This is a genomic window from Janthinobacterium tructae, from assembly GCF_006517255.1.
In the GTDB taxonomy this organism is placed as follows: domain Bacteria; phylum Pseudomonadota; class Gammaproteobacteria; order Burkholderiales; family Burkholderiaceae_D; genus Janthinobacterium; species Janthinobacterium tructae.
Genome location: NZ_CP041185.1, coordinates 2,743,297 through 2,768,224 on the forward strand (window position 1 = coordinate 2,743,297; position 24,928 = coordinate 2,768,224).

General features: G+C 63.8%; 11 protein-coding genes. 4 read left to right on the forward strand and 7 right to left on the reverse strand.

The window, feature by feature from the left end; genetic code table 11:
* The first annotated feature begins 126 nt into the window (after positions 1 to 126).
* Complete coding sequence (locus FJQ89_RS11980) at positions 127 to 2,814, forward strand: TonB-dependent receptor (RefSeq protein WP_141170340.1); 2,688 nt, start codon at positions 127 to 129, stop codon at positions 2,812 to 2,814.
* A gap of 75 nt (positions 2,815 to 2,889) precedes the next feature.
* Here FJQ89_RS11980 and FJQ89_RS11985 read toward each other — a convergent pair whose 3' ends face one another.
* From FJQ89_RS11985 to FJQ89_RS11995, 3 genes are all read right to left on the reverse strand, one after another.
* Entirely contained in the window at positions 2,890 to 3,711 is an 822-nt protein-coding gene (locus tag FJQ89_RS11985; protein WP_141170341.1) for a sulfotransferase family protein, read from the reverse strand.
* Positions 3,712 to 3,843: 132 nt separating this feature from the next.
* Entirely contained in the window at positions 3,844 to 13,524 is a 9,681-nt protein-coding gene (locus FJQ89_RS11990; protein WP_141170342.1) for a YDG domain-containing protein, read from the reverse strand.
* Positions 13,525 to 13,554: 30 nt separating this feature from the next.
* Complete coding sequence (locus FJQ89_RS11995; protein ID WP_243136527.1) at positions 13,555 to 15,213, reverse strand: ShlB/FhaC/HecB family hemolysin secretion/activation protein; 1,659 nt, start codon at positions 15,211 to 15,213, stop codon at positions 13,555 to 13,557.
* A 319-nt stretch (positions 15,214 to 15,532) separates the two neighbouring features.
* Here FJQ89_RS11995 and FJQ89_RS12000 point away from each other — a divergent pair, with 319 nt between their 5' ends.
* The 3 genes from FJQ89_RS12000 to FJQ89_RS12010 all read left to right on the forward strand — a co-directional run bounded on the left by FJQ89_RS12000 (position 15,533) and on the right by FJQ89_RS12010 (position 18,162).
* Complete coding sequence (locus FJQ89_RS12000) at positions 15,533 to 15,817, forward strand: hypothetical protein (protein ID WP_141170344.1); 285 nt, start codon at positions 15,533 to 15,535, stop codon at positions 15,815 to 15,817.
* 44 nt (positions 15,818 to 15,861) lie between these two features.
* Entirely contained in the window at positions 15,862 to 16,758 is an 897-nt protein-coding gene (locus FJQ89_RS12005; RefSeq protein WP_141170345.1) for a MurR/RpiR family transcriptional regulator, read from the forward strand.
* A gap of 81 nt (positions 16,759 to 16,839) precedes the next feature.
* Positions 16,840 to 18,162, forward strand: coding sequence for an aspartate aminotransferase family protein (locus tag FJQ89_RS12010; RefSeq protein WP_141170346.1), 1,323 nt, complete (start codon positions 16,840 to 16,842; stop codon positions 18,160 to 18,162).
* Here FJQ89_RS12010 and FJQ89_RS12015 read toward each other — a convergent pair.
* The 4 genes from FJQ89_RS12015 to FJQ89_RS12030 form a co-directional block, all read right to left on the reverse strand.
* Complete coding sequence (locus FJQ89_RS12015) at positions 18,159 to 18,422, reverse strand: PAAR domain-containing protein (RefSeq protein ID WP_099379104.1); 264 nt, start codon at positions 18,420 to 18,422, stop codon at positions 18,159 to 18,161. The two genes, FJQ89_RS12010 and FJQ89_RS12015, sit on opposite strands and share 4 nt — an antisense overlap.
* A gap of 28 nt (positions 18,423 to 18,450) precedes the next feature.
* Complete coding sequence (locus FJQ89_RS12020; RefSeq protein ID WP_243136528.1) at positions 18,451 to 19,266, reverse strand: hypothetical protein; 816 nt, start codon at positions 19,264 to 19,266, stop codon at positions 18,451 to 18,453.
* A gap of 597 nt (positions 19,267 to 19,863) precedes the next feature.
* Positions 19,864 to 22,113 carry a T6SS effector phospholipase Tle3 domain-containing protein gene (locus tag FJQ89_RS12025; RefSeq protein ID WP_141170347.1) on the reverse strand — a complete coding sequence of 750 codons (2,250 nt, stop codon included), beginning with the start codon at positions 22,111 to 22,113 and terminating at the stop codon, positions 19,864 to 19,866.
* A 23-nt stretch (positions 22,114 to 22,136) separates the two neighbouring features.
* Complete coding sequence (locus tag FJQ89_RS12030; protein WP_141170348.1) at positions 22,137 to 24,881, reverse strand: type VI secretion system Vgr family protein; 2,745 nt, start codon at positions 24,879 to 24,881, stop codon at positions 22,137 to 22,139.
* Between the last annotated feature and the right edge of the window lie 47 nt (positions 24,882 to 24,928).

A 24,928-nucleotide genomic window follows, 5' to 3' on the forward strand; every position in this document is an offset into this window, starting at 1 on the left:
GACATCGCAAAAGAAGTCATTTGTGGGGCAAAGTCATCCCCCCTACCATGCTTGCTGAGCAAGTTCCAGCTCTGGCGGTGACTGCCACGGCATTCTCAACATAACTAAAATACAGGTGGAGACAAGATGAAGCAATGGATGGCAACGGGCACCGGCACGCCCAAGCAAAACACACGGTTGACCTTGAAGGCCACGGTAGCCGCCTTGGCCGGCGCGGGCCTGCTGAGCGGCGCCTCCGTCTGGGCGCAGCAGGCGCCCGCCGTGGAGACAGCGGCGGCAGAAGTGGCAGAAGTGGCAGAAGCAGTGCCGGCGGCGGCACAGGAAGCAGCGGCCGACAATGCCGGCATCGCCGTGGTGGCCGTCACGGGCGTGCGCCGCGCCGCACAAAGCGCGCAGACGATCAAGAAGAACAACGACCAGGTGGTCGACTCCATCGTTGCCGATGAAATCGGAAAATTCCCCGACAAGAACGTGGCCGAAATCCTCGGCCGCGTGACGGGCGTGCAGGTGCGCCGCGAAGGCGGTGAAGCCGGTACCGTCGTCATCCGCGGCTTGCCCGGCGTGGTGACCCTGCTCAACGGCCGCGAAATGTTCACGTCCGTGGGCCGCAGCCTGTACCTGGCCGACATCCCGACGGCCATGCTGCAGCGCGTGGACGTGTATAAATCGCAGGGCGCCGACATGGTCGAAGGCGGCACGGCCGGCGTGGTCGACGTGCGCACCAACCGCCCGTTCGACTTCAAGGGTTTTACGGCGTCTGGCAATGTGCGCGCCGAGCACCGCGACAAGTCCGGCTCGACGGACCCGAACGTCAGCGGCATGGTCTCGAACCGCTGGAAAACCCCGTACGGCGAATTCGGCGCCCTGCTCGGCCTGTCCTACCAGCGCAGCAAATACTATGACGAGACGATCTGGAACGCCGAACCGGTGAAGCGCCCGGAAGCGGGCAATATCACCGGGCCCGATTCCGTCGGCATGATTCCGACCGTGGGCGATCGCAAGCGCTATGCGGCCAATGCCGCCTTCCAGTGGCGCCCGAACTCGCAGGTGGAAGTGTATGCGGAAGGCATGTCGACCCTGATCAAGCACGCGTTCGACAGCCAGTTCTTCGTCGGTTCGCTGCCCTGGGGCCAGAACCCGGACATCACCCTGATCCCCGGCACCACCCAGGCGGCCACGGTGGGCAAGATCGACGGCCCATGGTCGCCATTCACGCTCGGTTCGACCCAGGCGCGGCGCGACCGCTCGATCGGTTCGCAAGGCGCCATCGGCGCGCGCTGGGACATCACGCCGCAGCTGCGCGCCACCACGGAACTGGCGCGCACGGTGAGCAACTTCGAGCGCGAATTTCCCATCCTCGACTTCCTCGCGCATCCGACCAGCATCATCGGCAGCACGAACGTGAACGGCGGCGCGCAAATCAGCTACCCCGGCTACAACATGCTGGACCCGAAGAACTATACGCTGCTCGGCTTCTACGATAACCACAGCCACGACGAAGGCAGCTCGACCGACTGGCGCGCCGACGTCACTTACGACATGGACAGCACGGGCTTCTTCCGCGAATTTTCGGGCGGCGTGCGCATGGCCAAGCGCAAGGCCGAATCGATCCGCGAAAAAAATGGCCAGGGCGGCCTGACGTCGACCATGTACGCGGACGCGATTCCCGGCCTGGCCTGCACCTCGCACCAGAACACGGGCAACTTCGGCCTGCAAAGCTGGCTCACGCCATGCCGCGACTTCATGCTCAACAACACGGACACCTTGCGCCAGCTGTTTACGGGCAGCAGCGAACGCAGCCCGGACGATCCGATGAGCCACTACATGGACGTGGAAAAAACCAATGCCATCTACGGCAAGGCGCGCATCGGCTTTGACCTGGCGCAAGTGCCGGTCGATGGCACCCTGGGCGTGCGCGTGGTGCAGACCAAGCAGGACTTGCAAGGCAATTCCTCGCAAAACGGCATCATCACGCCCGTGCGCGTGAAAACGTCGGACACGGACGTGCTGCCCAGCCTGACCCTGAAAGCCATGCTGCGCCAGGACCTGATCGCCCGCCTGACGGCCGGCAAAGCCGTACAGCGCCCGAACTTCGCCGACTTCAATCCCGGCGTGACCCTGGGCCAGAGCCTGGAAATGGTGCGCCCGACGGGCAGTGGCGGCAATCCTGACCTGAAACCCGTGGAAGGCAAGAACCTCGACGCGGCGCTGGAATGGTATTTCGCGCAGACGGGCTCCGTCACGGCCACCGTGTTCCGCCACAACTTCAAGAATTACATCCTGTCCGGCTCGGCCAAGGAAACGTATGGCGGCATCGAGTATGACATCACGCGCCCGCGCAACACCTCGAAGGGCCATCTGCAAGGCATGGAAATGGCGTACCAGCAGTTCTACGACAAGCTGCCCGGCTGGATGAGTGGCCTGGGCCTGCAGGCCAACGCCACCTACATGACGGGCGAGCTGGAAGAATTGAATGGCAGCGCACATCCGTTCACGGGCATGTCGAAATGGTCGGCCAACATCGTCGGCCTGTACGAACAGGGACCATGGTCGGCGCGCCTGGCCTACAGCTGGCGCGACAAATATGTGGACGACTACAACTACCGTGGCAAGGGCATCCACCTGACCGTGGCGCCGACGAAAACCCTGGACGCGTCGGTGTCGTACAAGCTCAACCCGAACACCACGGTGACGCTGGACGCGAACAACCTGCTCGACTCGACCTACCGCGACTACCACGACACGCCGGACTACGTGCGCGATGTGCGCCGCTATGACAAGGTCGTCGGTTTGTCCGTCCGCTGGAGTTACTAACTCATATCCCCCTCTTTCTTCCTTGCGAGGGTTTTCAGCGCCAGCCGGCAACGGTTGGCGTTTTTTTTGCCGGCTTCAAGTCTTGGCAGGGTAGTACATGTCGTAAAACCAGCCGCAAGCATTTTCGATATACTGCTGGATACGCGGCGGAATCGCATGCTGTTGCGGCGCGCGGATGCAGGAAAACTGCCGGTGCGTATATTTCATGCGGTAGTGACTGTCGCTTTCGCGCAAACCCACGCGCAGCTTGCCCGGATCGATCTGGAACGGTGCCAATCCCAGCCAGGCATACAGATGCGCCATACATTCGGCCGGGCGTGCCATCATGTCTTCAAACCGCAGCACGTACAACCTTTGCTGCACTGCCAGTGGCAAGTCGGGGATGCCTTGCAAATCGCTCAACGGAGCGCCGATGGTACGATCCTTGCCAAACAGCATGTCGGCCCGGCCCAGCCGGTCGTAATCGGCCAGGTGGTCGATAAAATCGAGCAGGATGGTACGCTGGTGTTGGGCTTCGACCGAACCATACACCTGCCCCAGCTCGCGCACGCAGACGATCAGCTTTGCTTCCGGCGCCAGTTGCAGCAGCATCTCCATCGCCTTCAGCCATCCGCGATTCTTGTCCACTACGGCCTGCTTGCCGCAGTCCTGGTACCAGCCGCGCAGGAAGCCGCGCATCGCCGTCGTCAAATGCCCATAGCTGGCGTCGAAGCTGGTATCGAGCTGGGACAGAAAAAAAGGATCGTCGCTGATCGTATGCCGCATGCCGAGCAAGGCATTGCACAATGGCGAACTATTGCCTTCACTGTGCAGATCGGGATGCTGGGCTAGTAACTGGCACAGCAACGTCGAGCCAGCACGCGGCAAGCCGGATACGCCGATAAAATGTGGAGTCATTGCATACCTGTGAGATTGTGAAGGCCATTTCGCGATTATAGGAGAGCACGGCGCCAGCAGGCTGCAAAAAAAATGCCGCTTCGCGTACGTCACGAAGCGGCACGTCCACTGGCAAGCCCGGTTAATGCACGCTTACTGGCTTTCGATGCTGGTGTTGCCAGCCGCCACAGGCAGTCGCAGGCCCGTATCGACCACACTCAGGCGCAAGCCCGGCAAGACATTGCTGTTCACCGATGCCGTCGTCAGCACCACTGGCGTGCTGCCCTGCCCCGGCTGGCCGCGCTCCGCCACCACCTGCACAGCGTCTTCCTTGCTGGTCACGGTTTCGCCTTTCGCCACGACATCGGCCTGCACCATATTGCCCTGCGATGGCGCCACATTGACCGCCGCGATCACGCTGGCCACCGCGCTTTGCAGCGCTTCGGTCGGCTTGACGGTCAATACGCCCGGCGTGTACGTCAACGCATAGTTGGTCGACGTCTGGCCGGCCGCCGACACCAGATAACTGCCCGATGGCGTAGCGATGGTGGCCGGCGTGCTGAACGCCAGATTGCCGCTGACCTCGTTCGCCAGCGTGTCGTTGCCCAGCAAGCCCGTATAGCTGGCCGTGAAGGCCGGATTGACATTGCCCTGGTCTTTCTCGGCATTGCCCACCTTCACCCCCAGGGCCGCCTGCGTGATGCTGGCCGTGGTGGTTGCCGTGGCGTTGACCGTGTAATTGCCGGCGTCTGTACCGCTGAGCGCAATGCCGTTCACCGTCACCGTTTTGTTGGCGCCGGCGTTCTTGTCGGCAAAGCTGGCGCCGCTATTACTGATGTTCAGCACATCGCCGGCGATACGGTTGTCCGCCAGGGTCACGCTGGCGTTGGTGCTGGTGTCATACACGCGCGACGCGGCGCCCGTGGCGCGCACCAGCAGGCTGGCCGGCGTGATACTGGCCGTCAAGCCGGTCGGATTGCTGACCGTGTAGTTGCTGGCCAGGCCGGTGATGGTGTCGACCAGGCTCGTGCCCGTCACCGTCACGGCCTTGCCATTGGCCGCGTTCTTGTCGCTGAACACGGCAGTTTGACCCGCAATGCCCAGCGTTTCGCCACCCACCAGGCCGCTCAAGGTACCGCCGGACAGGCTGGCTTGCGCATTGCCATCGTAGACTTTATTGCCGGCCAACTGGCCCGCCACCGTCAAGGCTTTCGGTGTGATGCTGGCCGTCAAGCCGCTCGGGTTGCTGACCGTGTAGTTGCTGGCCAAGCCGGTACTGGTATCAACCAGGCTCGTGCCCGCCACCGTCACGGCTTTGCCATTGGCCGCGTTCTTGTCGCTGAACACGGCAGTTTGACCCGCAATGCCCAATGCCTCACCCGCCACCAGGCCGCTCAGGGCGCCGCCGGACAGGCTGGCTTGTGCATTGCCATCATAGACCTTGTTGCCAGCCAGCTGGCCCGTCACCGTCAGGGCCTTGGCCGTGATGCTGGCCGTGAGGCCAGTCGGATTGCTGACCGTATAGTTGCTGGCCAGGCCAGTACTGGTATCAACCAGGGTCGTGCCCGTCACCGTCACGGCTTTGCCATTGGCCGCGTTCTTGTCGCTGAACACGGCAGTTTGACCCGCAATGCCCAGCGTTTCGCCACCCACCAGGCCGCTCAAGGCGCCGCCGGACAGGCTGGCTTCTGCATTGCCGTCGTAGACTTTATTGCCGGCCAACTGGCCCGCCACCGTCAAGGCTTTCGGCGTGATGCTGGCCGTCAAACCGGTCGGGTTGCTGACCGAGTAATTGCTGGCCAAGCCGGTGGCGGTATCAACCAGACTCGTGCCCGTCACCGTCACGGCTTTGCCATTGGCCGCGTTCTTGTCGCTGAACACGGCAGTTTGACCAGCAATGCCCAGGCTTTCGCCGGCCACCAGGCCGCTCAGGGCGCCACCGGACAGGCTGGCTTGTGCATTGCCGTCGTAGACTTTGTTAACCGCCAGTTGGTCCGCTACCGTCAAAGCTTTCGGTGTGATGCTGGCCGTCAAGCCGCTCGGGTTGCTGACCGTGTAGTTGCTGGCCAGGCCGCTGGCCGTGTCGACCAGGGCTGTGCCCGTGACCGTCACGGTTTTGGCCGTGCCCGCGTTCTTGTCGGCAAACGCCGCGCTCTGGCCGCCGATCACCAGGGTTTCACCGCCAACCAGGCCGTTCAACACCCCACCGGACAGCCTGGCGACTGTATTGCCGTCGTAGACTTTATTGCCGGCCAGTTGGCCCGTCACCGTCAAGGCCTTGGCCGTGATGCTGGCCGTCAAGCCGATCGGGTTGCTGACGGTATAGTTGCTGGCCTGGCCGGTGCCATCCGCCAGGCTGGCGCCGCTGACGGTGACCGTTTTGTTGCTGCCCGCGTTCTTGTCGCCGAACACGCCCGTGGTGCCTGACAATACCAGGGTTTCATCACCTACCAGGCCCTGCAAGGCGCCGCCGGTCAGGCTGGCCGCCAGCGTACCGTCGTAGACCTTGTTGCCCGCGACAATGCCACCGATGGTCAGTTCCTTCGGCGTGATATTGGCCTGCAAACCGGTCGGATTGCTGACGGTGTAGTTGCTGGCCAGGCCGGTGCCATCAAGCAGGCTCGCGCCACTGGCAGTCACGGCAATGTTGCTGGCCGCATTTTGCGTGGCGAACGTGCCCGTCAAGCCGGACAGCGACAAGGTTTCACCGCCGACCAAGCCATTCAAGGCGCCGCCCGTCAAGCTCGCCGCAAGCGTGCCGTCATATGCCTTGTTGCCTGCCGCCGCGCCCGTCACCGTCAGCGCTTTCGGCGTGATGGCACCGGTGCCGCTGGCCGTATCGCTGGCCAGGGTGTAATTGCCCGCATCCGTACCGCCGAGCACGATGCCTTCGACATGCACGGTTTTGCCGGTGCCGGCGTTCTTGTCGCTGAACGCGGCCTTGGTGGCGGTGAAAGACAGGCTGTCGCCGCCGAACATGCCGTTGTAGGTAGCGCCGGCGTTCAAGATGGCAGCGTCCGTGCCGTCATACGTCTTGCCGGCGGCCGTGATGCCGCTGACGCTGGCAATTTGCGCCAACGTGATGGTACCCGTGCCCGTGCCGGTGATGGCCGTCAGGTTGTAGTTGCCCGCATCGGTCCCGCCCAGAGTCAGGCCGCTGGCATTGACAACCTTGCCGCTGCCGGCGTTCTTGTCGATGAAGTTGGCCGAGGTCGCGCTGACGTTCAAGCTGTCGCCATTGAACATGCCGGCAAACGTGGCGCCGGCGTTGCTGACGGTGGCCGTATCCGTGGCGTCATACATCTTGCCGGCGGCCGTGATGCCAGTCACGCCGGTGATCTGCGCCTGGCTGATGCTGCCCGTGCCCGTGCCGGTGGTGGCCGTGAGGTTGTAGTTGCCCGCATCGGTCCCGCCCAGGGTCAGGCCACTGGCATTGACAACCTTGCCGCTGCCGGCGTTCTTGTCGATGAAGTTGGCCGAGGTGGCGCTGACGTTCAAGCTGTCGCCATTGAACATGCCGGCAAAGGTGGCGCCGGCGTTGCTGACGGTGGCCGTGGTGGTCGCGTCGTACACCCTGGTGCCAGTCGCAAAGCCGCTCACGCCCGTAATGCTTGCCTTGGCGATATCGCCCATGCCGCTGGCCGTATTGCTGGCCAGGGTGTAGTTGCCCGCATCCGCGCCACCGAGTGCGATGCCTTCGACATTGACGGTTTTGCCGGTGCCGGCGTTCTTGTCGCTGAACGCGGCCTTGGTGGCGGTAAACGTCAGGCTGTCGCCGCCGAACATGCCGTTGTAGGTAGCGCCGGCGTTCAAGATGGCGGCGTCCGTGCCGTCATACGTCTTGCCGGCGGCCGTGATGCCGCTCACGCTGGCAATTTGCGCCTGCATGATGGTACCCGTGCCCGTGCCGGTGATGGCCGTCAGATTGTAGTTGCCCGCATCGGTCCCGCCCAGGGTCAGGCCGCTGGCATTGACAACCTTGCCGCTGCCGGCGTTCTTGTCGATGAAGTTGGCCGAGGTCGCGCTGACGTTCAAGCTGTCGCCATTGACCATGCCGGCAAACGTGGCGCCAGCATTGCTGACGGTGGCCGTGGTGGTCGCGTCGTACACCCTGGTGCCAGCCGCAAAGCCGCTCACGCCCGTGATGGTCGCCTTGGCGATATCGCCCATGCCGCTGGCCGTATTGCTGGCCAGGGTGTAGTTGCCCGCATCCGCGCCACCGAGTGCGATGCCTTCGACATTGACGGTTTTACCGGTGCCGGCGTTCTTGTCGCTGAACGCGGCCTTGGTGGCGGTAAACGTCAGGCTGTCGCCGCCGAACATGCCGTTGTAGGTGGCGCCGGCGTTCAAGATGGCAGCGTCCGTGCCGTCATACGTCTTGCCGGCGGCCGTGATGCCGGTCACGCTGGCAATTTGCGCCTGGCTGATGCTGCCCGTGCCCGTGCCGGTGGTGGCCGTGAGGTTGTAGTTGCCCGCATCGGTCCCGCCCAGGGTCAGGCCGCTGGCATTGACAACCTTGCCGCTGCCGGCGTTCTTGTCGATGAAGTTGGCCGAGGTCGCGCTGACGTTCAAGCTGTCGCCATTGACCATGCCGGCAAACGTGGCGCCAGCATTGCTGACGGTGGCCGTGGTGGTCGCGTCGTACACCCTGGTGCCAGCCGCAAAGCCGCTCACACCCGTGATGCTTGCCTTGGCGATATCGCCCATGCCGCTGGCCGTATTGCTGGCAAGGGTGTAGTTGCCCGCATCCGCGCCACCGAGTGCGATGCCTTCGACATTGACGGTTTTGCCGGTGCCGGCGTTCTTGTCGCTGAACGCGGCCTTGGTGGCGGTAAACGTCAGGCTGTCGCCGCCGAACATGCCGTTGTAGGTAGCGCCGGCGTTCAAGATGGCGGCGTCCGTGCCGTCATACGTCTTGCCGGCGGCCGTGATGCCGCTCACGCTGGCAATTTGCGCCTGCATGATGGTACCCGTGCCCGTGCCGGTGATGGCCGTCAGATTGTAGTTGCCCGCATCGGTCCCGCCCAGGGTCAGGCCGCTGGCATTGACAACCTTGCCGCTGCCGGCGTTCTTGTCGATGAAGTTGGCCGAGGTCGCGCTGACGTTCAAGCTGTCGCCATTGACCATGCCGGCAAACGTGGCGCCGGCATTGCTGACGGTGGCCGTATCCGTGGCGTCATATACCTTGCTGCCAGCGACGATGTTACTGACCCCACCGATATTGGCTTTGCTGATATTGGCCGTCACGGAGGTATCGGCCAGCGTGTAGTTGGACGCCAGGCCGCCGCCGCTGCCATTGTTCAGGGCGGTGTGGACGGTGACTACCTTGTTATTGCCGGCGTTCTTGTCGGCAAACGCGGCGGTAGGGCCTGCCGCCAGCGTTTCGCCGCTAATCAGGCCGGTGATGCTGCCCTTGTTGATGGCGGCCGTCTCGCTGCCATCGTACTCTTTATTGTCCACCGCCAGGTTAGTCCAGGTCAGCGTCTTGGGCGTGATGGTGCCGGTAACGTTGGTCGGCGCATCGAGCGTGTAATTGCTGGCCAGGCCGCTGCCATTGGACAGCGTGCCCAACGTTAACGTCACCGCTTGGGTGCCGGCGTTCTTGCCGCCGAATACGCCGCTCGTAACGCCCAGGTTCAGCGTTTCGCCGTCGATCAGGCCAGTCAAGGTGCCGCCGGTCAGGGTGGCGGCGGTGCCGCCGTCATATTGCCGGGTGGCGGCGGCCAGGTCCGACAAGGTCAGCGCTTTCGGCGTGATGTTTCCGGTGACACCAGTCAGCGGCCCCAGCGCATAATTGGCGCTGGCGCTGCCGCTCAAGCCACCTCTGGCGCTGACGGCGAGGTTATTGCCGGCATTCTGGCTGGCGTAATCGCCAACCAGGGAGGCGGCGTTGAAAATGACGTTACCCTGGTCGGCGACGAGCACGCCGCTGATGCTGCCACCAGCAAGCACGGCGCTGGTGGTGCCGTCATAGACTTTGCTGCCGGCGCTGACGCCGGTCAGGCTGAGCTGGCGCGGCGTGATGACCAGGCCGCCGTCGATATACGTGACCGCATAGCCAAGTTGCGTGGTTGAATACTGGCCGCTGGCGCTCACCGCATAGGTGCCGGCATTGACCGCGCCACCGGACGAACCGGCATACGTCGTAGTACCAAACAGCAAGCTGCTGTCCACCACATTCGAATACGTGACGCTGTTGGTGCCGGCGCTGGCCGCAAGGCCGTCATACACTTTGGTATCCTTCGATACCGTGATCACCAGCGGCTTCATGAACGAGCGCAACAGCGGCGCGCTCTGGCCGTCGTAGACCGCCCACATATTGCTCAGCTCCCACGCCGGATTGAGCGAGCCGTTGGCCCCCGTCGCGCTGTTGTAGTTGGCCAGGGTTTTCAATTCGCCCGACGTCATGCCTGTGCCGCCCGCACTGGTCGACTGGCCGCTGGTCGTCGTATCCCAGTAACTGCCGGTGACGCTGCCTTTGCCGGTGGCGACCAGGCCGCCGCCGACGGAACCTGTGCTGACCGCGCCGTTCGCATAACTGCTGGCGATGGTGCCGGTATTGGTGCCGACCAGGCCGCCCATGGCGTTGTTGCCACCGACCGAGCCGCTGGCATAGCTGTCCTTGATGGTGCCGATATTATTGCCGACCAGGCCGCCACCGCCGCTGTCGCCGACCACGGCGCTGGTGGCGAAACTGCCGCTGACCGTGCCTTGATTGGTGCCCGCCAGCGCGCCGACATTGACCGAACCGGTGACCGTGCCAGCCGACAGGCCCACGTTGGCCACCGTGCCGGCGGCGCCGATGACACCAAACAAACCGACGTTGGTGACGCCGGACTTGGCGATGGTCAAGCCGGAAACGATGCGTCCGGCGCCATTCAGGCTGCCGATGAACGGCAGCGCGCTGGTGCCGACCGGAATGAAGCCGCCCGTGCCCCAGATATCGCCGCCCGCCGTGGCGGCCGCGCTGAAGCTGTTGCCGATACGGTAAGTGCCGGCCACGTTCAGCGCCATCAATTGCAACTGGTGCACCGAATTGATGATGCCGGAATATTCGGCGCTGAGCATCGGCCGCGTGCCGCCGCTGCCGTTGACCGTACCGTCGGCGCCGATCGCGACCCAGTTGTTGCCGGCCGCGCCAGTCGACGAGGTGAAACTGAAAGAGGTGAAACTTGCCGGTATCAGCATCGCCGCGGCGCTCAAGCCGTTGGTGCCTGTCAGCAGGGTGCCGGCGCCTTGCGCGTAGCCGACGCCGGGCAGCACCGCATTGGCGGTGGTATTGTAGTAGCCATTGGTCAAGGTGCCAGCGCTGTTGTCGCCGACCACGCCGCCGCTGCGATTGTAGGAGGTGTCGCCGACGGTGACGGTGCCGGTGGAATAGACATTGTTGATCGTGGCGGTGTTCGAACCTGTGACGCCACCCGTGGTCCGGTAGCCGCTGACGTTGCCGGTGGCATAACTGTTGCTAATGCTGCCGCTGGTCAATCTGTTGGTCCCCACCAGGCCGCCGACGATGCTGCCCGTACTATTATTGATACCGACATTGCCGGTGGCATAGCTATTGCTGATGGCGCCGGTGTTATTGCCCACCAGACCGCCCACCGAGCCGCTGCCAAGCACCGCGCCGGTGGCGAAACTGGCGGTGATGGTGCTCTTGATGCCGGTATCGCCGACCAGGCCACCGACTGAAGCGTTGCCACTGATCGCGCCGGTGGCAAAACTGTTGGCGATGCGGCCCAGATTGTTGCGCACCAGCCCGCCCATGCCGCCCAGCCCCGTGCCCGTCGTGGCGGCGCCAGTTGTCCGGTTGATGCCGCTGATTGTCATGCTGCTCGAACTGTTCTGGACGACGGCGTCAAGTTGATTCCGGTAGACCAGCCCGCCGCCGCCATAACCGGAGCCAGCGATGACTTTATACGTGCCGCTGCTGCTACTGTTATTGATGGTGCCATAGTTCCGCCCGACCATGCCGCCTCCCATGATGCCGTAGCCGGTGGTCATCGTGCCTGACACGTTGACATTGTCGATCAGGCCCCTGTTGCGTCCCGCCAGCATGCCGGCGCCAAAACCACCGTAAGAGACATCTTGCATGTTGAACGAGGCGCCAAGCAGGTTGACGTTGCGCACCACGCCAGCCGTGCCGACTTCGCCAAACAAGCCGCCCAGCTGAGCGGTGCGGACCATGGTCAGGCCGCTGATTTCATGCCCCAGGCCATCGAAGTTGCCGCTGAAAGCGCTCGTCGCGTTGCCCACCGGCGTGAAGCCCTGGTTGCTGTTCCAGCCGGCGCTCGAACTTGCATCGATATTGCCGCCCAGCGCGTAATTGCGCGTCAGATTGCCGCGCATGCCTTGCAAGTCCAGGCCGCTGGTGCTGGCCATGTCGCCCAGGCTGTTGATGACCGTATAAGCGATCGCCGTGCCATCGCTGCCCAATTTGGTGCTGAAACTGTTGCCGCTCGGCAGGTCGATGGCGGCCTTGACATTGTAGACGCTGTTATTGCCAGCAGCCACCGCTTGCTGGCCGTATTCCAGCGCCAGGCTGGCCGTGCCCGAGCCGCGCATGGCGGCGTTGACATTGATGCTGTTTTGCGCCGTCAGCGTCAGCTTGTTGACCGACCAGCTGACGACATCGTTGACATTGATGTCGCCGGCCGTGCCGCCGCTGCCCTTGGTACTCCATATCTGCACATCGGCCGCTTTCAGGCTGTTGGTCAAGGTCGTGCCGCTGATGTTGCCGCCGCTGGCCGCGATGGTGAAATCGACGGGATCGATCAGCCAGGTGCCGGACAAGCCATTGGCCGCCTTGGCTGTCACGTTGATGCCGTCGGCGATATTCACGTGCGCTGCCGAGGTATCGATAAAGCCGCCTTTGCCGCTGACGGGCGCGCTGGCGTCCAGCGTGCCGCCCGCGTTCACCGTGCCGGTTTGCATGTCGCCCAGCAGTTTGATCGTGCCGCCGCGCGTATCGATCGTCTGCGCCTCGATCACGCCCGTGTTGTTGACGACGGTTTTCAGCAAGTCACCGGCCGCCTGCGCCGTCAAGACCACGCTGCCGCCGTCGGCGCGGATCAGGCCGCCATTGTTGACCAAGGCGCCCACGGCGCCCGCATTGACGGCGACATTGAGCAAGCCGTCGCCCGCCACGTCCAGCGTGATGACGCGGCCCGCCGCCAGGGCCACCGAGCCCAGGCGTGCCTGGATCGTGCCCTCGTTCGACACGTTCGCGCCCAGCAAGGCCACATAGCCGCCCGGCGCGCTGATCGAACCCTGGTTCAGCACCTTGCCCGTGCCATTGCCGGAAAATTGGTACTTGCCGGCCATGAAGTCGGCGTTGTTGATATCCAAGGTGGACGCCACCAGGCCGGCCGTATTGACCGAGGCTCCTTGGCCGAACAGCACGCCGTTCGGGTTGACGATAAACACCTTGCCGTTGGCCGACAAGTTGCCGAGGATGGTTGTGCCATCGCTGCCCAGTACGCGGTTCAGGGCTACCGCATTGCTGTTCGGCTGCTGGAATTGCACCGACTCGCCCTTGCCGACATTGAAACTGGCCCAGTTGATGACGGCGTTCTGGCTACCCTGATTGATCACCGTGGCACCGGGCGCGCCGTTGATCGTTGCCTGGCCCGCCACCACCGTGCCACCTGTCGGCCCCGCCAGCGCCAGACTGCCGTAGCCGAGCATCAGCGCCGCCGCCATGCTGGTCAAGGCGAAATGCGCGCCGCCGCCGCTGCATCCTGGCATCGAACGCTTGCCGGCGGATTTGACGTTTTCGGAAACAGCGGCGTAAGCGCCCGTGGCCTGGTTCCAGATGGAGCGGTAGATGCGGTTCATGGCGGTGTCCTGATTTTTTAGCTTGTATTATTAGAAGTACTTGACGGCTTGCAGCCAGAAGCGGCCGGCGGAGTCCGGTGCCGAGGTCGCCTTGGCATTGCCCAGCTTGTGTGCGTAATACGCTTTCAGGACGAGCGCGTTGGCGCCCGTCCACGTCACGCCCATGCCGGCGCCGGAGAGGGTGCGGCGGTTCTCGCCGGCGCTCCAGGCGTCGCGATTGAGCTTGACGCTGCCCGTGTCGGCAAAAGCCAGCACCTGCAGCTGGCCGGGCAAGGCAGTAAAGGCCGTGAGGTTCTGGCGCAGTTCCAGATTCAGCACGTAACCCTGGTCGCCATACGCCTCGCCGCCCGGATAGGCGCGCACGCCGCCCATGCCGCCGATGCCCATCTTTTCCGACACGTCGAGATTTTTCGATGCCGCCTGGCCGCTGAGGCTGCCGAACAAGCTCGTCTCGCCGCCCAGGCTTTGCAGGCGCGCCGCGTTGAAGGCGAGCTTGTGGAAGCTGCCATGGGTGTCTACCGTCAGCCTGTCGATCAGGCGTGCCTGCGGCGTTTCGATGTCGATCTTGCCCGTGGTGTAGGTCAGCGAATAATTGCTGAAGCCACCGCCACCCCAGCCATCCTTGGCGTCGCCGTTCAGGTTCAGCATCCACACCCTGGCCGTCTTGTCATTGACGCTGCCCGTCGATTCCGTGCGGTCCTGGAACGTCTTGTCGTCGTAGCTGACCTGCGCATACAGGTTGTTGCTGCGCGAGCGGATCAGCGGATAACTGCCATACGCGCTGGCGATCTTCGCCGTGCCCTTGGCCTCGAGCACGGCAAATTCCTTGCCCAGCTTGTAATCCATATACGTGTAGGCGCCACCCAGGCGCAGCAAACCGGCCTGCCCCTGATACGCCAGGCGGCCGTAGTTCAAGCCGTCGGCCGAGGTAAACGCGCGCACGCTGGCCACGTCGCCGATGCCGGCCAGTTCATTGATGTTCAAGGTGGCGCCGATGCGGTTGCGGCCCGTGTAGCGGTTGCCCTGGTTATCGACATCGATGCTGCCGTTGAAGCGCGATCCCGGCTGCACCTCGACGATCAGGTCGGACGCGCCCAAGGACGCGCCCGGCGCCAGGGTCGAGCTGACCTGCACGCCCGGCAAGTCCGACAGCAGCAGCAAGCGCCGCTCCAGCGGCGGCGTGGAAATCACTTGCCCGTCGAGGCCGGCCAATATCGTGCCGGCCAGGCCGTCGGACAGATTGCTCTGGTTGCGCAGCTGCACTTGCCCATACTGGCCCGGCAGCACGTTGATTTGCACCACGCCATCCTCGATATCTTGCGCGGGCAGATACGCTTGCGCGAGGAAATAGCCACGCTTCTGGTAATAGCTGGCGATATTGGACGCCATGGCGCGCAGCTCGCCCAGGGTCAGCTCGCTGCCCGGCACGAAACCCGTGCTGGCGATCAGTTCGCTTTCAGGAAACACGGGCGGCGCCGTCACATGCAGGCGCTGCACGGTGATGCGCGTGGTATCGCCCACCGTGGTGGCCGGCACATTGCCCTGTTGCACGCGGATAGCCGGCGGCGCCTTCGGCAACTGGGGCGCGACGGGAATCTGCTGCAGCTGGCTGCCTGCGCTGGGGGGATCGACGGCGTACGCGTTCTGGATCAACAGCAGCAGAGTCAGGGGCAGGAGTTTGGTGCGCAAAAGAATCCTCTCGATTACGATAGGCGGGGCAATGAAATTGCCATATAGACATATATATTTATATATATTCAATAATTTTAGCATTGCATATATAAAACCTGACTATCTTTATTTGCCTCAAGCCAAGAATTGTAGGAATGAATTACTTTTAATTAGCCGGCAACAGAGCGTGCCAGAGGGGCATAGGGGTGGCGCCCAATTCACCGTCCTTCTTTTGCCTTGTGGAATTTATCCGACACATGAATTGATTTCGCACAAAGTGCTGGCGCCGCAGCGCTTTTATTCTGATAGCTTGACCAGCGAACCCGGCGGGGACGACATGCGCGATGCACGGTACGTCGATACACAATTGTTTCAACCCGACATCCCGATGCGGCTCGACATGCGCACGGCGGCGCTGGTCGAACATGCGCTGGCCTTGCAGGAAATGGCCGGCACGGGCGCCGCCGCGCTGTTCCTGCATTGCCACGACGTGCCGCTGCCCACCGCCTTGCGCGTGCTGACGACGGGTCCGCGCCGCACACCGGCCGGGCCGCACCTGTTTGCCCGCCTGCGTCCGCGCACGGCCGCCCTGGCGCAAGGCTTGCCGCTACCGGCGCGCTGACGAATCCTGTACCATCACCGCAACCTATTAACTGAGGCACGGCGATGCAGGCAGCGACACCCCACGACTCCTATGTGGCACTGATGGACCTGATCAAGGCGCGCCATGCGGAACTGAGCCCGCAATTCCAGGCCGGCGCGCGCTACCTGGCCGACCATCCGGACGACGTGGCCGTGTCGTCGATGCGCAGCATCGCCGCGCGCGCCCAGGTGCAGTCGGCCGCCCTGGTGCGCCTGGCGCAGCAGCTGGGCTTTGCCGGCTGGCCGGAACTCAAAGCCATCTTCGTCGAACGCCTGCGCGCGGGGCCAAGCGGCTACGCGGCAAAGGCCGGCGCGCTGGCCGGCAAAGAGGGAAAAGAGCGCGCCCTGGTCACCGAAGTGTTCACGGTGCAGCAGCGCAACCTGGCCGCCACGGAGAGCGCCAACCACGCCGCCCTGAATGCGGCCGCCAGCCTGCTGCAGGCGGCGCCCCGCGTGCACGTGGCGGGCTTTCGAGCCGCCCACCCCATCGCCTACACCCTGCACTACCTGTACCGGCTGCTGCGCCCCAGCGTGCAGCTGCTGAGCGGCCAGGGCGGCACGCTGGAAATGGATTTGCGCGCCCTGCAGGCGGGCGAAGCCGTCGTCGTCGTCAGCTTCGCGCCGTATTCGAGCGAAGCGCTGCTGGTGGCGCAGGCGGCGCGCCAGGCCGGCTGCCTGGTGGTCGCCATCAGCGACAGCGCCATGTCGCCACTGGCCATGCAGGCCGACGCCAGCATCGTCATCGCCGTCGACAGCCCCTCCTTCTTCCCCTCCATCGTGGCCGGCGTCGCGGCCGTGGAAAGCCTGGTGGAATTGCTGGTGGCGCGCGCGGGACCGGACGCCGTGCACGCCATCGGCGCGGCGGAAAAACAATTGCGGGCGCTGGGCGCCTACGCAAAAACATCAAATGATGTAAATTAAATAGAAATACATCAATCGTTGCATTGCGGCGCAGCGCATCTTATACTCGGCCATCTCCCTTGCCGACAAGAAAGCGATGCCATGAGCCATGTCTTCCACCGCAGCCTGACCGCCACTTACCCTGTCGCCATGGGCGGCGACGGCCCTTACCTGATCGATGCGGATGGCAAGCGTTACCTGGACGCCTGCGGCGGCGCGGCCGTCTCTTGCCTCGGCCATTCGGATGCGGCCGTGATCGCCGCCGTGCAGCAGCAGATTGCCAGCATGGCGTATGCGCACAGCTCCTTCTTTACCAACGAGCCGATGGAGCAGCTGGCCGATTTTCTCGTCGCCCGTGCGCCTGCCGGCATCGACAGCGTGTATTTCGTCTCCGGTGGCTCGGAAGCGGTGGAAAGCGCGCTGAAGCTGGCGCGCCAGTATTTCGTCGAGCGTGGCCAGCCGCAGCGCCGCCACGTCATCGCGCGCCGCCAGAGCTACCACGGCAATACCCTGGGCGCGCTGGCCACGGGCGGCAACGCCTGGCGCCGCCAGCAGTTCGAGCCGCTGCTGATTGGCGTGACCCATGTATCTCCCTGCTACGCCTGGCGCGACCAGCAGGCGCATGAAACGGATGCTGACTACGTGGCACGCCTGGGCCAGGAACTGGAAGACCATATCGCCGCACTGGGCGCGGACAAGGTCATGGCCTTCATCGCCGAACCCGTCGTCGGCGCCACGGCCGGCGCCCTGCCCGCCGTCGCCGGCTATTTTGCGCGCATGCGCGCCATCTGCCAGCGCCACGGCATCCTGTTGATCCTCGACGAAGTCATGTGCGGCATGGGGCGCACGGGCAGCCTGTTCGCCTGCGAGCAGGAAGCCGTCACGGCCGACCTGATCTGCATCGCCAAGGGTCTGGGTGCCGGCTACCAGCCCATCGGCGCCGTGATGGTGTCCCAGGACATCCGCGAGACCATCCGCGCCGGCACGGGCTTCTTCCAGCATGGCCACACGTATATCGGCCACGCCACGGCCTGCGCCGCCGCCCTGGCCGTGCAGCGGCAGATCGAGGAGCGAGATTTATTGGCCAATGTGCGCGCCATGGGCGGCTTGCTGAAAGAACGGCTGCAGGCGCGTTTCGGCGAGCACCCGCACGTGGGCGACATCCGCGGACGCGGCCTGTTCCTGGGCCTGGAACTGGTGCAGGATCGCGCCAGCAAGCAACCGTTCGACCCGGCCCGACGCCTGCATGCGCGCATCAAGGCGCACGCCATGCAGGGCGGGCTGATGTGCTACCCCATGGGCGGCACCATCGACGGACTGCACGGCGACCACATCCTGCTGGCGCCGCCCTACATCATAGCCGCCAGCCACGTCGATGAGCTCGTCGACAAGCTGGGCACGGCCATCGACGCCAGCCTTGCCTAACCGCGCCCGCTGTTGCCCACGGTAGACATCAGGCTGGCGCCGCAACTGGTCTTGTGACCATCAAAGGCCACGGGCACGCCGTCGATCAGCACCTGCGGATCGCCCTCGGCGATCACGCAGCGCACGTGGCCCTTGATTGGGCAAACGCAAGGGTCGCCCTTGCGCGCCACGGCCACGCCCAGCACCGTACTGTTCGGCGCCGCCCCCACCACCTTGCCGCCATGGCTGGTGGGGTCGTTCAAGCGGATCACGCCACGCATGCCCTTCTCCTTGAATAGGTAAAACGCCTCATTGCGAAAAGCCCTGGTAATACTCGCGCGCATCGTGGCGCAAGCCCCACCAGGGCAGATACGCATGGTTGCCGCTGCGCGCGCGGAACCATGGCTTGCCGGGCTGGATCGGCCGCACGACGGCGGGCGGCGCCACCACCAGCGCCACGGGGGCCGACAGGTCGCTGGTGCCGGCCACCAGCACGGGTTTCCCGAAATGGTGCGCGTAGGCGATGCCCAGCGCCACGTTCGTCAGGGCCGTGCCCGCGCCCGTCTCGCCCAGCACGGCCGTCAGATTGAAGCTTTGCTTGAGGAAATCGAATTCCGGCAATTGCACGGTGAGCGTCTGCGCCAGCGCACCGAGCCGTGCGGACGAATCCTGGTGCGTATTGCCGGCGTCGTGGATGAGATAGCCGATCCCGGTCTCCGCTTGATTGGCCTTAGCCGCAGCCTCTTCGATGGCCGCCATCCACGCCTGCACCAGGCGCGGTGGTTCGCCCTTTTTGACGTCAAAATCCGCCACAGCCTTGCTGCTTGGATAGCCTAGCCACGCCAGCGGCGCCCGCTCCGTCTTGTAGTCGGGACCGGCCAGCACCAGCAACACCAGGTTTTCGTTGATCTGCCGGTCCAGAGGCCGGCTGGGCGCATCCCAGTTCATGGCCCATACGGTTTCCTTGGGGTGGCTTTGCAGGTAGTCGAGCGCGGCGGCCAAGGAGGTAAAACCAGCGTTGGGGCCGCCCGTGGTGATGCGGACGTCGGGTGGGGTCGCGCGAGTCCAGAGAGTGGGGAAGTTGGGATTGCCGATGTCAAAGGTATCACCAATGTACTCGCGCACAAAATCCGTCGCATCCGCAAGATCCAGCTTTCCTTCAGGAATCGCATACTCAACATGGATGCCGGCCAACTCACGCCAACGCGACCTGTCCTTTGCTGAGTGGACATTGTAGAAATACTCAGGATCTGAAAAATACGGGCTACGGAATAAATTCATAACTTCACGAATGTACTTACGATGATAACCACGAAACGTTTCCTGACCTTCATTTCCAGCGACGACAGGTGAAACAGCCTGTAAACTAGAATACTTGATAGGGTTTTCCTTGACCATATCGTCGGCAGGATTTGGTTGCACCAGTCCCATAGTCCACAGCAATTGCCACTCCGTGGGGTAATCCCGCCGTTGCAAAGGGTTCAGCCATTGCACGGCGACCACTTGTGCCATGTACGGTCGCTTGACCGTGTCAGGTGAGGCGGTAACGGCATTTTCCGGCGTAGTAGGCGATGAACGAAGACGCGCGCAGGCCGTCAGAAAAATTAGCGCCAAAAACACAAGCAATGCATACAAAAAAAATGATTTCAACATGCGAGACTCTCCATGGTGGAAACAACTTGTGAGTAACATTCTTAATAAGGGGAATCAATCGACATGGAATTACCCATGCGCCATTTCACCCGACGTCGGCCTCGCGTCCAGTGGCGGATTTTCACGCTGATCGATGATTAATGTCGGCATGCCAGCCTCGCATCCGGACTGTTTTACCCAAGCAGAAATAGTTTTCCGATGGAGCTCTCCTTTATTAAAATATTCCAGGAATTCGATGGCAGAATTATCGTCACCCACCCACTTCAACAACCTCCAATCCGCCGCCACCCTCAACTTGCGCAGCTGATCCGGCTTGATGCGGCACACGCCTATCGCCACGTCATACGCGAGCGCCCGCTCTGCGTGCATGGGGTTGGTCAGGATGGTGGAATGGTCGGTGGCGTAGGCGCCGGCCTGGCTGGACATCATTTCCGCTATCCGCGTGCTGCGCCATGCTTGGTATTCGGCGTCGGGCGTGGCGTTGGGCATTTCCTGCTGCACTTTTTGACCTGCGGGACTTTTCCCTTCCCGTATGGCTTGCGCGCGTATCACCGCGCGCTGCTCGAATCGCAGGCGCGCCTCGTCATCGGCCGTGCCCCTGGCGCTGTCCATGCGTTTGGCTTCGCTTTTCGCCGCCTGCCCCTGCAGGCCGCCGGGCGGAATTTCATGATTGGCAAGGTAATCGTCGCCGGACGCGCGCTGCTTGCCGGCCTGGCGCGATTCGCCGGGCGGCTCGTAGCCTTCGTCGAATTCCTCGCTTGTCTGGCCAAAGCGCAAGGACTGCGGCTTGAAGGGCGGCAGCAGGTCGGGCGCGTTCAGTTCGATTTTCCAGTCTTTGTGGGGCGAGGCATTGCAAGGGCTTTGAGCCAGGCCCGTTGCCACGATAAACAAGGGCGCAAACCCGACCGTCAGGATGGTGGAAAAGGAGCCCTCGCTGGCCTCGACGCCCTGCTTGATGGAATACGACGCATATTTCTGCGCCGGAAACCAGAAGTCCTTGCCGCCCGGCGCAGGCTTGCGCCAGTGATCGCTCCAGTAGTGATAGCTGCCTTGCTTGCCCACCTCAAACCCCTGGGCAAACACGCGCTGTACGCACACGCCTGCGGCCTCGGTGGCCGCCAGCTCGCCGCCGTCCTTGCTGTCCTTGGCCAGCGAACCCGACAGGCCGCGCCAGCCGATGCCCTCGATGGCCACGGACGACACCACCACGTCGTGCGGATTGCAATAGATGGTCACCCTGCCATACGATGATTTCTTGCCGCCCCGGGCGGCGCCGGCAATCCCGTATTGTTCACGATCTTTGGCGGCGGAAAAACCGTGCTGCGCGTTGGCCATGCAGCGGTCGATTTCCTCGTCTGTCTGCGCCTCGCCCAGGCTGGCGCGCTGGCCGATGATGGCAAAGAAGTTTTTCAAGGTGGCGATGCGCGCCTGCACCGTCACCCTGCCCGTGCTGCCGTCCGCCGCACGCAGATTGCCGGCCACCCAGTTCTCGGCGCTATTGCTTTTCGCCAGGCTGTACGGCGAATTGCAAATCACATAGTTGTCGGCCACGCAGGGGAAATTGTCCTTCACCTTGGGCAGCTTTGCGCCCAGAAAGGCGGCCGCCATCGCCACCATCGTGCCCTGGCTGTGGCACACGATGGTAACGGGCACGTCGGCCTGCTGCTGACGGATGGCTTCAACCAGCCTGGCCAGACGATAGGCGGCCAGCACGAAATACGCTCGCGGCGGGCAGCTGTACACTTGCCGTTCCGGGAAGGGATTCATGTGCTGGATGGTGTTCCACAAGAATAAACCCTCGCTCAGCCCGTCCTTCCACAAGTCGGCCAGCGCACTGCAACCATTGGCAAACGGGCCACCGCCCCAGTAGTCTTCTTCGTTCAGGTAGATGCCCTTGCCGTATTGCTGCAGTTCCTCGCCGCAAGCCTTGTAGCCCCAGCGAAAACGGATCACGGGAGAAAAAGTGCCGGCATCGCGGATCAAGGTATCGGCCGACATTTCCGGGTTGAGAAAGCCTTCGGCCGTGACCTCGGCGCCATAATTGACCGCCTTCAGTTCGCCGCCTTCCACGCCGTGATGCATGATGTGCTCGCAGTTGCGCTTGAGGCGCTCGTTCAGGCCCTTGCACAGTCCCTCTTCGGCTGCCGCGTACCACTCGCCATCGGAATTGACGCCGTGCACGAAGATCACGATGCCGGGCAGCGGCAGTTGCTGCAGCGTGTCCCGGTCGCTGCTCTGGAAATTGGCGTTGCAGGAGAACTGACCGAGGATATCGATTGTGGGGTCGTCGCACAGCGGTGGATGGGGATCGAATTGCATGGTATGGCCTCCGATGTCGGGTCTCAGGAACGGCGGCGGAAGAAAAATCCCTTCAGCCGCTGCAGGTGATCGGTTTCCACCTTCGGCCCGCGCCCGTCGGCGCCGCTGACGCCCGTCAGCGGACTGTCGCCTTCGCGCTCGATGTGCACTTCCACGCCGTCGACGGGCAAGCCATCGGTGGGACGCAGCAAGCGCGGCACGCGGCCCAGCTCGCCCTCGCCGAAGGTGGGCCGCTCGCCTTTCATGCTGGCCGGGCCGTTCCAGTGGTGACCGTCGGTCTTGACCGTCAGCGCGCCGGGTCCGCCCAGCTCGACCTCACCACCGGACAGTTTCAGGTAGGCGCCGCCCGCCGTCATGAAGGTGATTTCATCCTGCGCCACGCCGACCAGGCGCGTGCCGGCTGTCAGGCGGATCTCCTTGGCGGCGTCCGCCTGCAGAAGATCGTGCTGGCTTTGCAGCAAGAACTTGCCAAAATGGGCCACCTGCACGATGCCGTCCTGGTGCGCGAACAGGGAAATGCCCTTGCCCGCGTTGACGTTGCAGCGCTGGGCCGCGCTCAGTTGCAAATGCTGTTGGGCCACCAGGTCGATATTCGCGCCCGCGTTGCCGCTGATGGTTTGGGGGGTACTCAGCGCCACGCCCTCGGGCGCCGTGATGCTGACGGCGGCCTGGTCGGCGGCAATCGCGGCCCCCAGCGCCTTGCTGCCGGCCGCGTCCAGCGCCAGCGCCTGGTGCTGGGCGGCAAAATCGCCCAGGGAGCTAAACAATTCCAGGCATTCCTGCATCACGGCGGCATGCTCGCTGCCGTCGAGCTGCTTGCCGCTGGCGCCCAGCTGTTTCCAGGCCGAAATCAGCAGCGAGCGGGCCGTGCGCACGCTGCCGCTGGCGTCGCTGCGCAATTCAAAGCCGTCGCCGCGCTGCCGCCCTGCGCCGTCGCTGCGCGGTTCGGTCAGATAGCCGAGGTTCAATTGCGTGGCCGCCTGGTCGCTGGCCAGCTGCGCGCTGATCTGCGACGGCGTGTCGTCAAAGCACAGCTGGTTGCCGCGCCCACCGCGCACTTCGCGGCTGCGCATGCCGGACAGATAACGGTTGCCCGGCAAGGCGCCGCGGCTGCTCAGGCCCGGCGGCACGCCCACGGCGTTGTACAGCTGGCCCACGATGATGGGCCGGTCCGGGTCGCCGCCAAGAAAGTCGATCAGCACTTCGGCGCCGATGCGCGGCAAGCTTACCGTGCCGCATTGGTTGCCGCTGCCCGGGCCATTGCCGGTCCAGCTCGATGCCACGCGCACCCAGGCCGAATCGCGCTCCGTATCGGACGCGCCGGAACCGTTGGCATGCGCGTGATCTTGCGCGCGCGTCGCAACAAAACGCACATTGACGCGCCCCAGCGCATCGCAATGCACTTCCTCGCCGGCAGGCCCTACGACCAGCGCGCTTTGCAGGCGCACCACCGGCAAGTCGCTGCGCGGATCAAAAGCGGGCACGATGTCGACGCCGCGCCGCACGCAGGTAAAACGATTGCGATAGCGCAAGATCGACGCTGGCTCGGCAGCGGCAACCTGCGCCAGACCCGCGTCCGCCTGCCAGCCGCTGTGCGCGAACAAACGCTCTATGCGCGCATCCAGACCTTTAGGCAAGTTGTTACTGGCCAACACGCTCACGGCCGTGAGCACGAACTGGCGCTCGGCCGCCGGGTGCGTGTCGATCTCCGCATGTCCTTGCAGACTGAACCATTGACCCACACAGAAATCGCGCACGCAGCTTTCGCCCTGAAAACACTTGGTCTCCAGGTCGTGGCGCGCCATCGCCAACTGCCCCAGCAGGCGATGGTCGTCGTTGCCGGCGCCGGCAAGCGGCATTTCCACGATGTAGTCGTCCAGGCTGGCCGCCAGGCGATTGCCGTTACCGCCCTGGTCCGCCTTGCCGCCCGCTTGGGTGCGCATGAATTGCGGGCTGTGCGGGTGGCCGTCATCCCAGCTGTAGCGCTCCGACTTTCCGGGCTGCAAGCGACGCACGGCATTCCAGGCCGTGACCGTGTCGCGCTCTTCGGTGGCGTCATCGCGGTGATAGCGTACCGTGCCGGCCGCGTTTTGCGCCAGGCGGCTGGCGTCGTCGAATAGCAGCAGAGTATGCACGGGCACGTGGGCGGCGTGCGCGCTGGCGGGCGCTCCCGCCTGGAAACACCAGGCGATGCCGCGGCGCCTGAGCAGGCGGCGGATAAAGGCGGCATCGGATTCATTGTGCTGCATCGTGAATTCGCGCACGGGCAGGCTGCGCGCCGCCAGCGCCGCATCGATGGCGAGATCCAGGCTGGCGGCGAGCACGCTATTGCCCTGCCGCCACTCCTCAAACAGAAGCTGCACGATCTGCAATTCGTGCTTGTTGCGAAACACGCGCGTGTTGACGCGTTTTTCCATCAAGGCCAGACCGTCGCGCAGCACCAGCTGATAGGTCGCCAGGCCGCCATCGCTTTGCCCCGCGCTCGCTTCGGCGACGATGCCGCAGACCCTGCGCAGCTGCCCGCGGTCGGTGACGATCTGCAATTCGGCTGGCACGGCGATGAACTGTTTCAGCGGCAGTTGCGCCTCGGTGGCCACGCACAGGATGCGGTACTCGATCCCGCCGCAGATCGCCTCGCTGCCGCTGATGCGCTGCGGCAGCAAGACATCCTCATTGATGCCTTCCGGGTAAGCGAGGCGCAGCCGCAGAGCACGCTTGTCGGTAGTCAAGGCCTTGTCCACGGCCAGCCATTGCGCGAAGTCTTCCATGGTTTTCTTCCTTCCAGCAGTCAGCGGGGTCCATCAATAAGGCGGTC

Coding starts and splice junctions, on each gene's coding strand:
- FJQ89_RS11980 (WP_141170340.1), top strand. CDS start 127: ATGAAGCAATGGATGGCAACGGGCACCGGCACGCCCAAGCAAAACACA.
- FJQ89_RS11985 (WP_141170341.1), bottom strand. CDS start 3,711: ATGACTCCACATTTTATCGGCGTATCCGGCTTGCCGCGTGCTGGCTCG.
- FJQ89_RS11990 (WP_141170342.1), bottom strand. CDS start 13,524: ATGAACCGCATCTACCGCTCCATCTGGAACCAGGCCACGGGCGCTTAC.
- FJQ89_RS12000 (WP_141170344.1), top strand. CDS start 15,533: ATGCGCGATGCACGGTACGTCGATACACAATTGTTTCAACCCGACATC.
- FJQ89_RS12005 (WP_141170345.1), top strand. CDS start 15,862: ATGCAGGCAGCGACACCCCACGACTCCTATGTGGCACTGATGGACCTG.
- FJQ89_RS12010 (WP_141170346.1), top strand. CDS start 16,840: ATGAGCCATGTCTTCCACCGCAGCCTGACCGCCACTTACCCTGTCGCC.
- FJQ89_RS12015 (WP_099379104.1), bottom strand. CDS start 18,422: ATGCGTGGCGTGATCCGCTTGAACGACCCCACCAGCCATGGCGGCAAG.
- FJQ89_RS12025 (WP_141170347.1), bottom strand. CDS start 22,113: ATGCAATTCGATCCCCATCCACCGCTGTGCGACGACCCCACAATCGAT.
- FJQ89_RS12030 (WP_141170348.1), bottom strand. CDS start 24,881: ATGGAAGACTTCGCGCAATGGCTGGCCGTGGACAAGGCCTTGACTACC.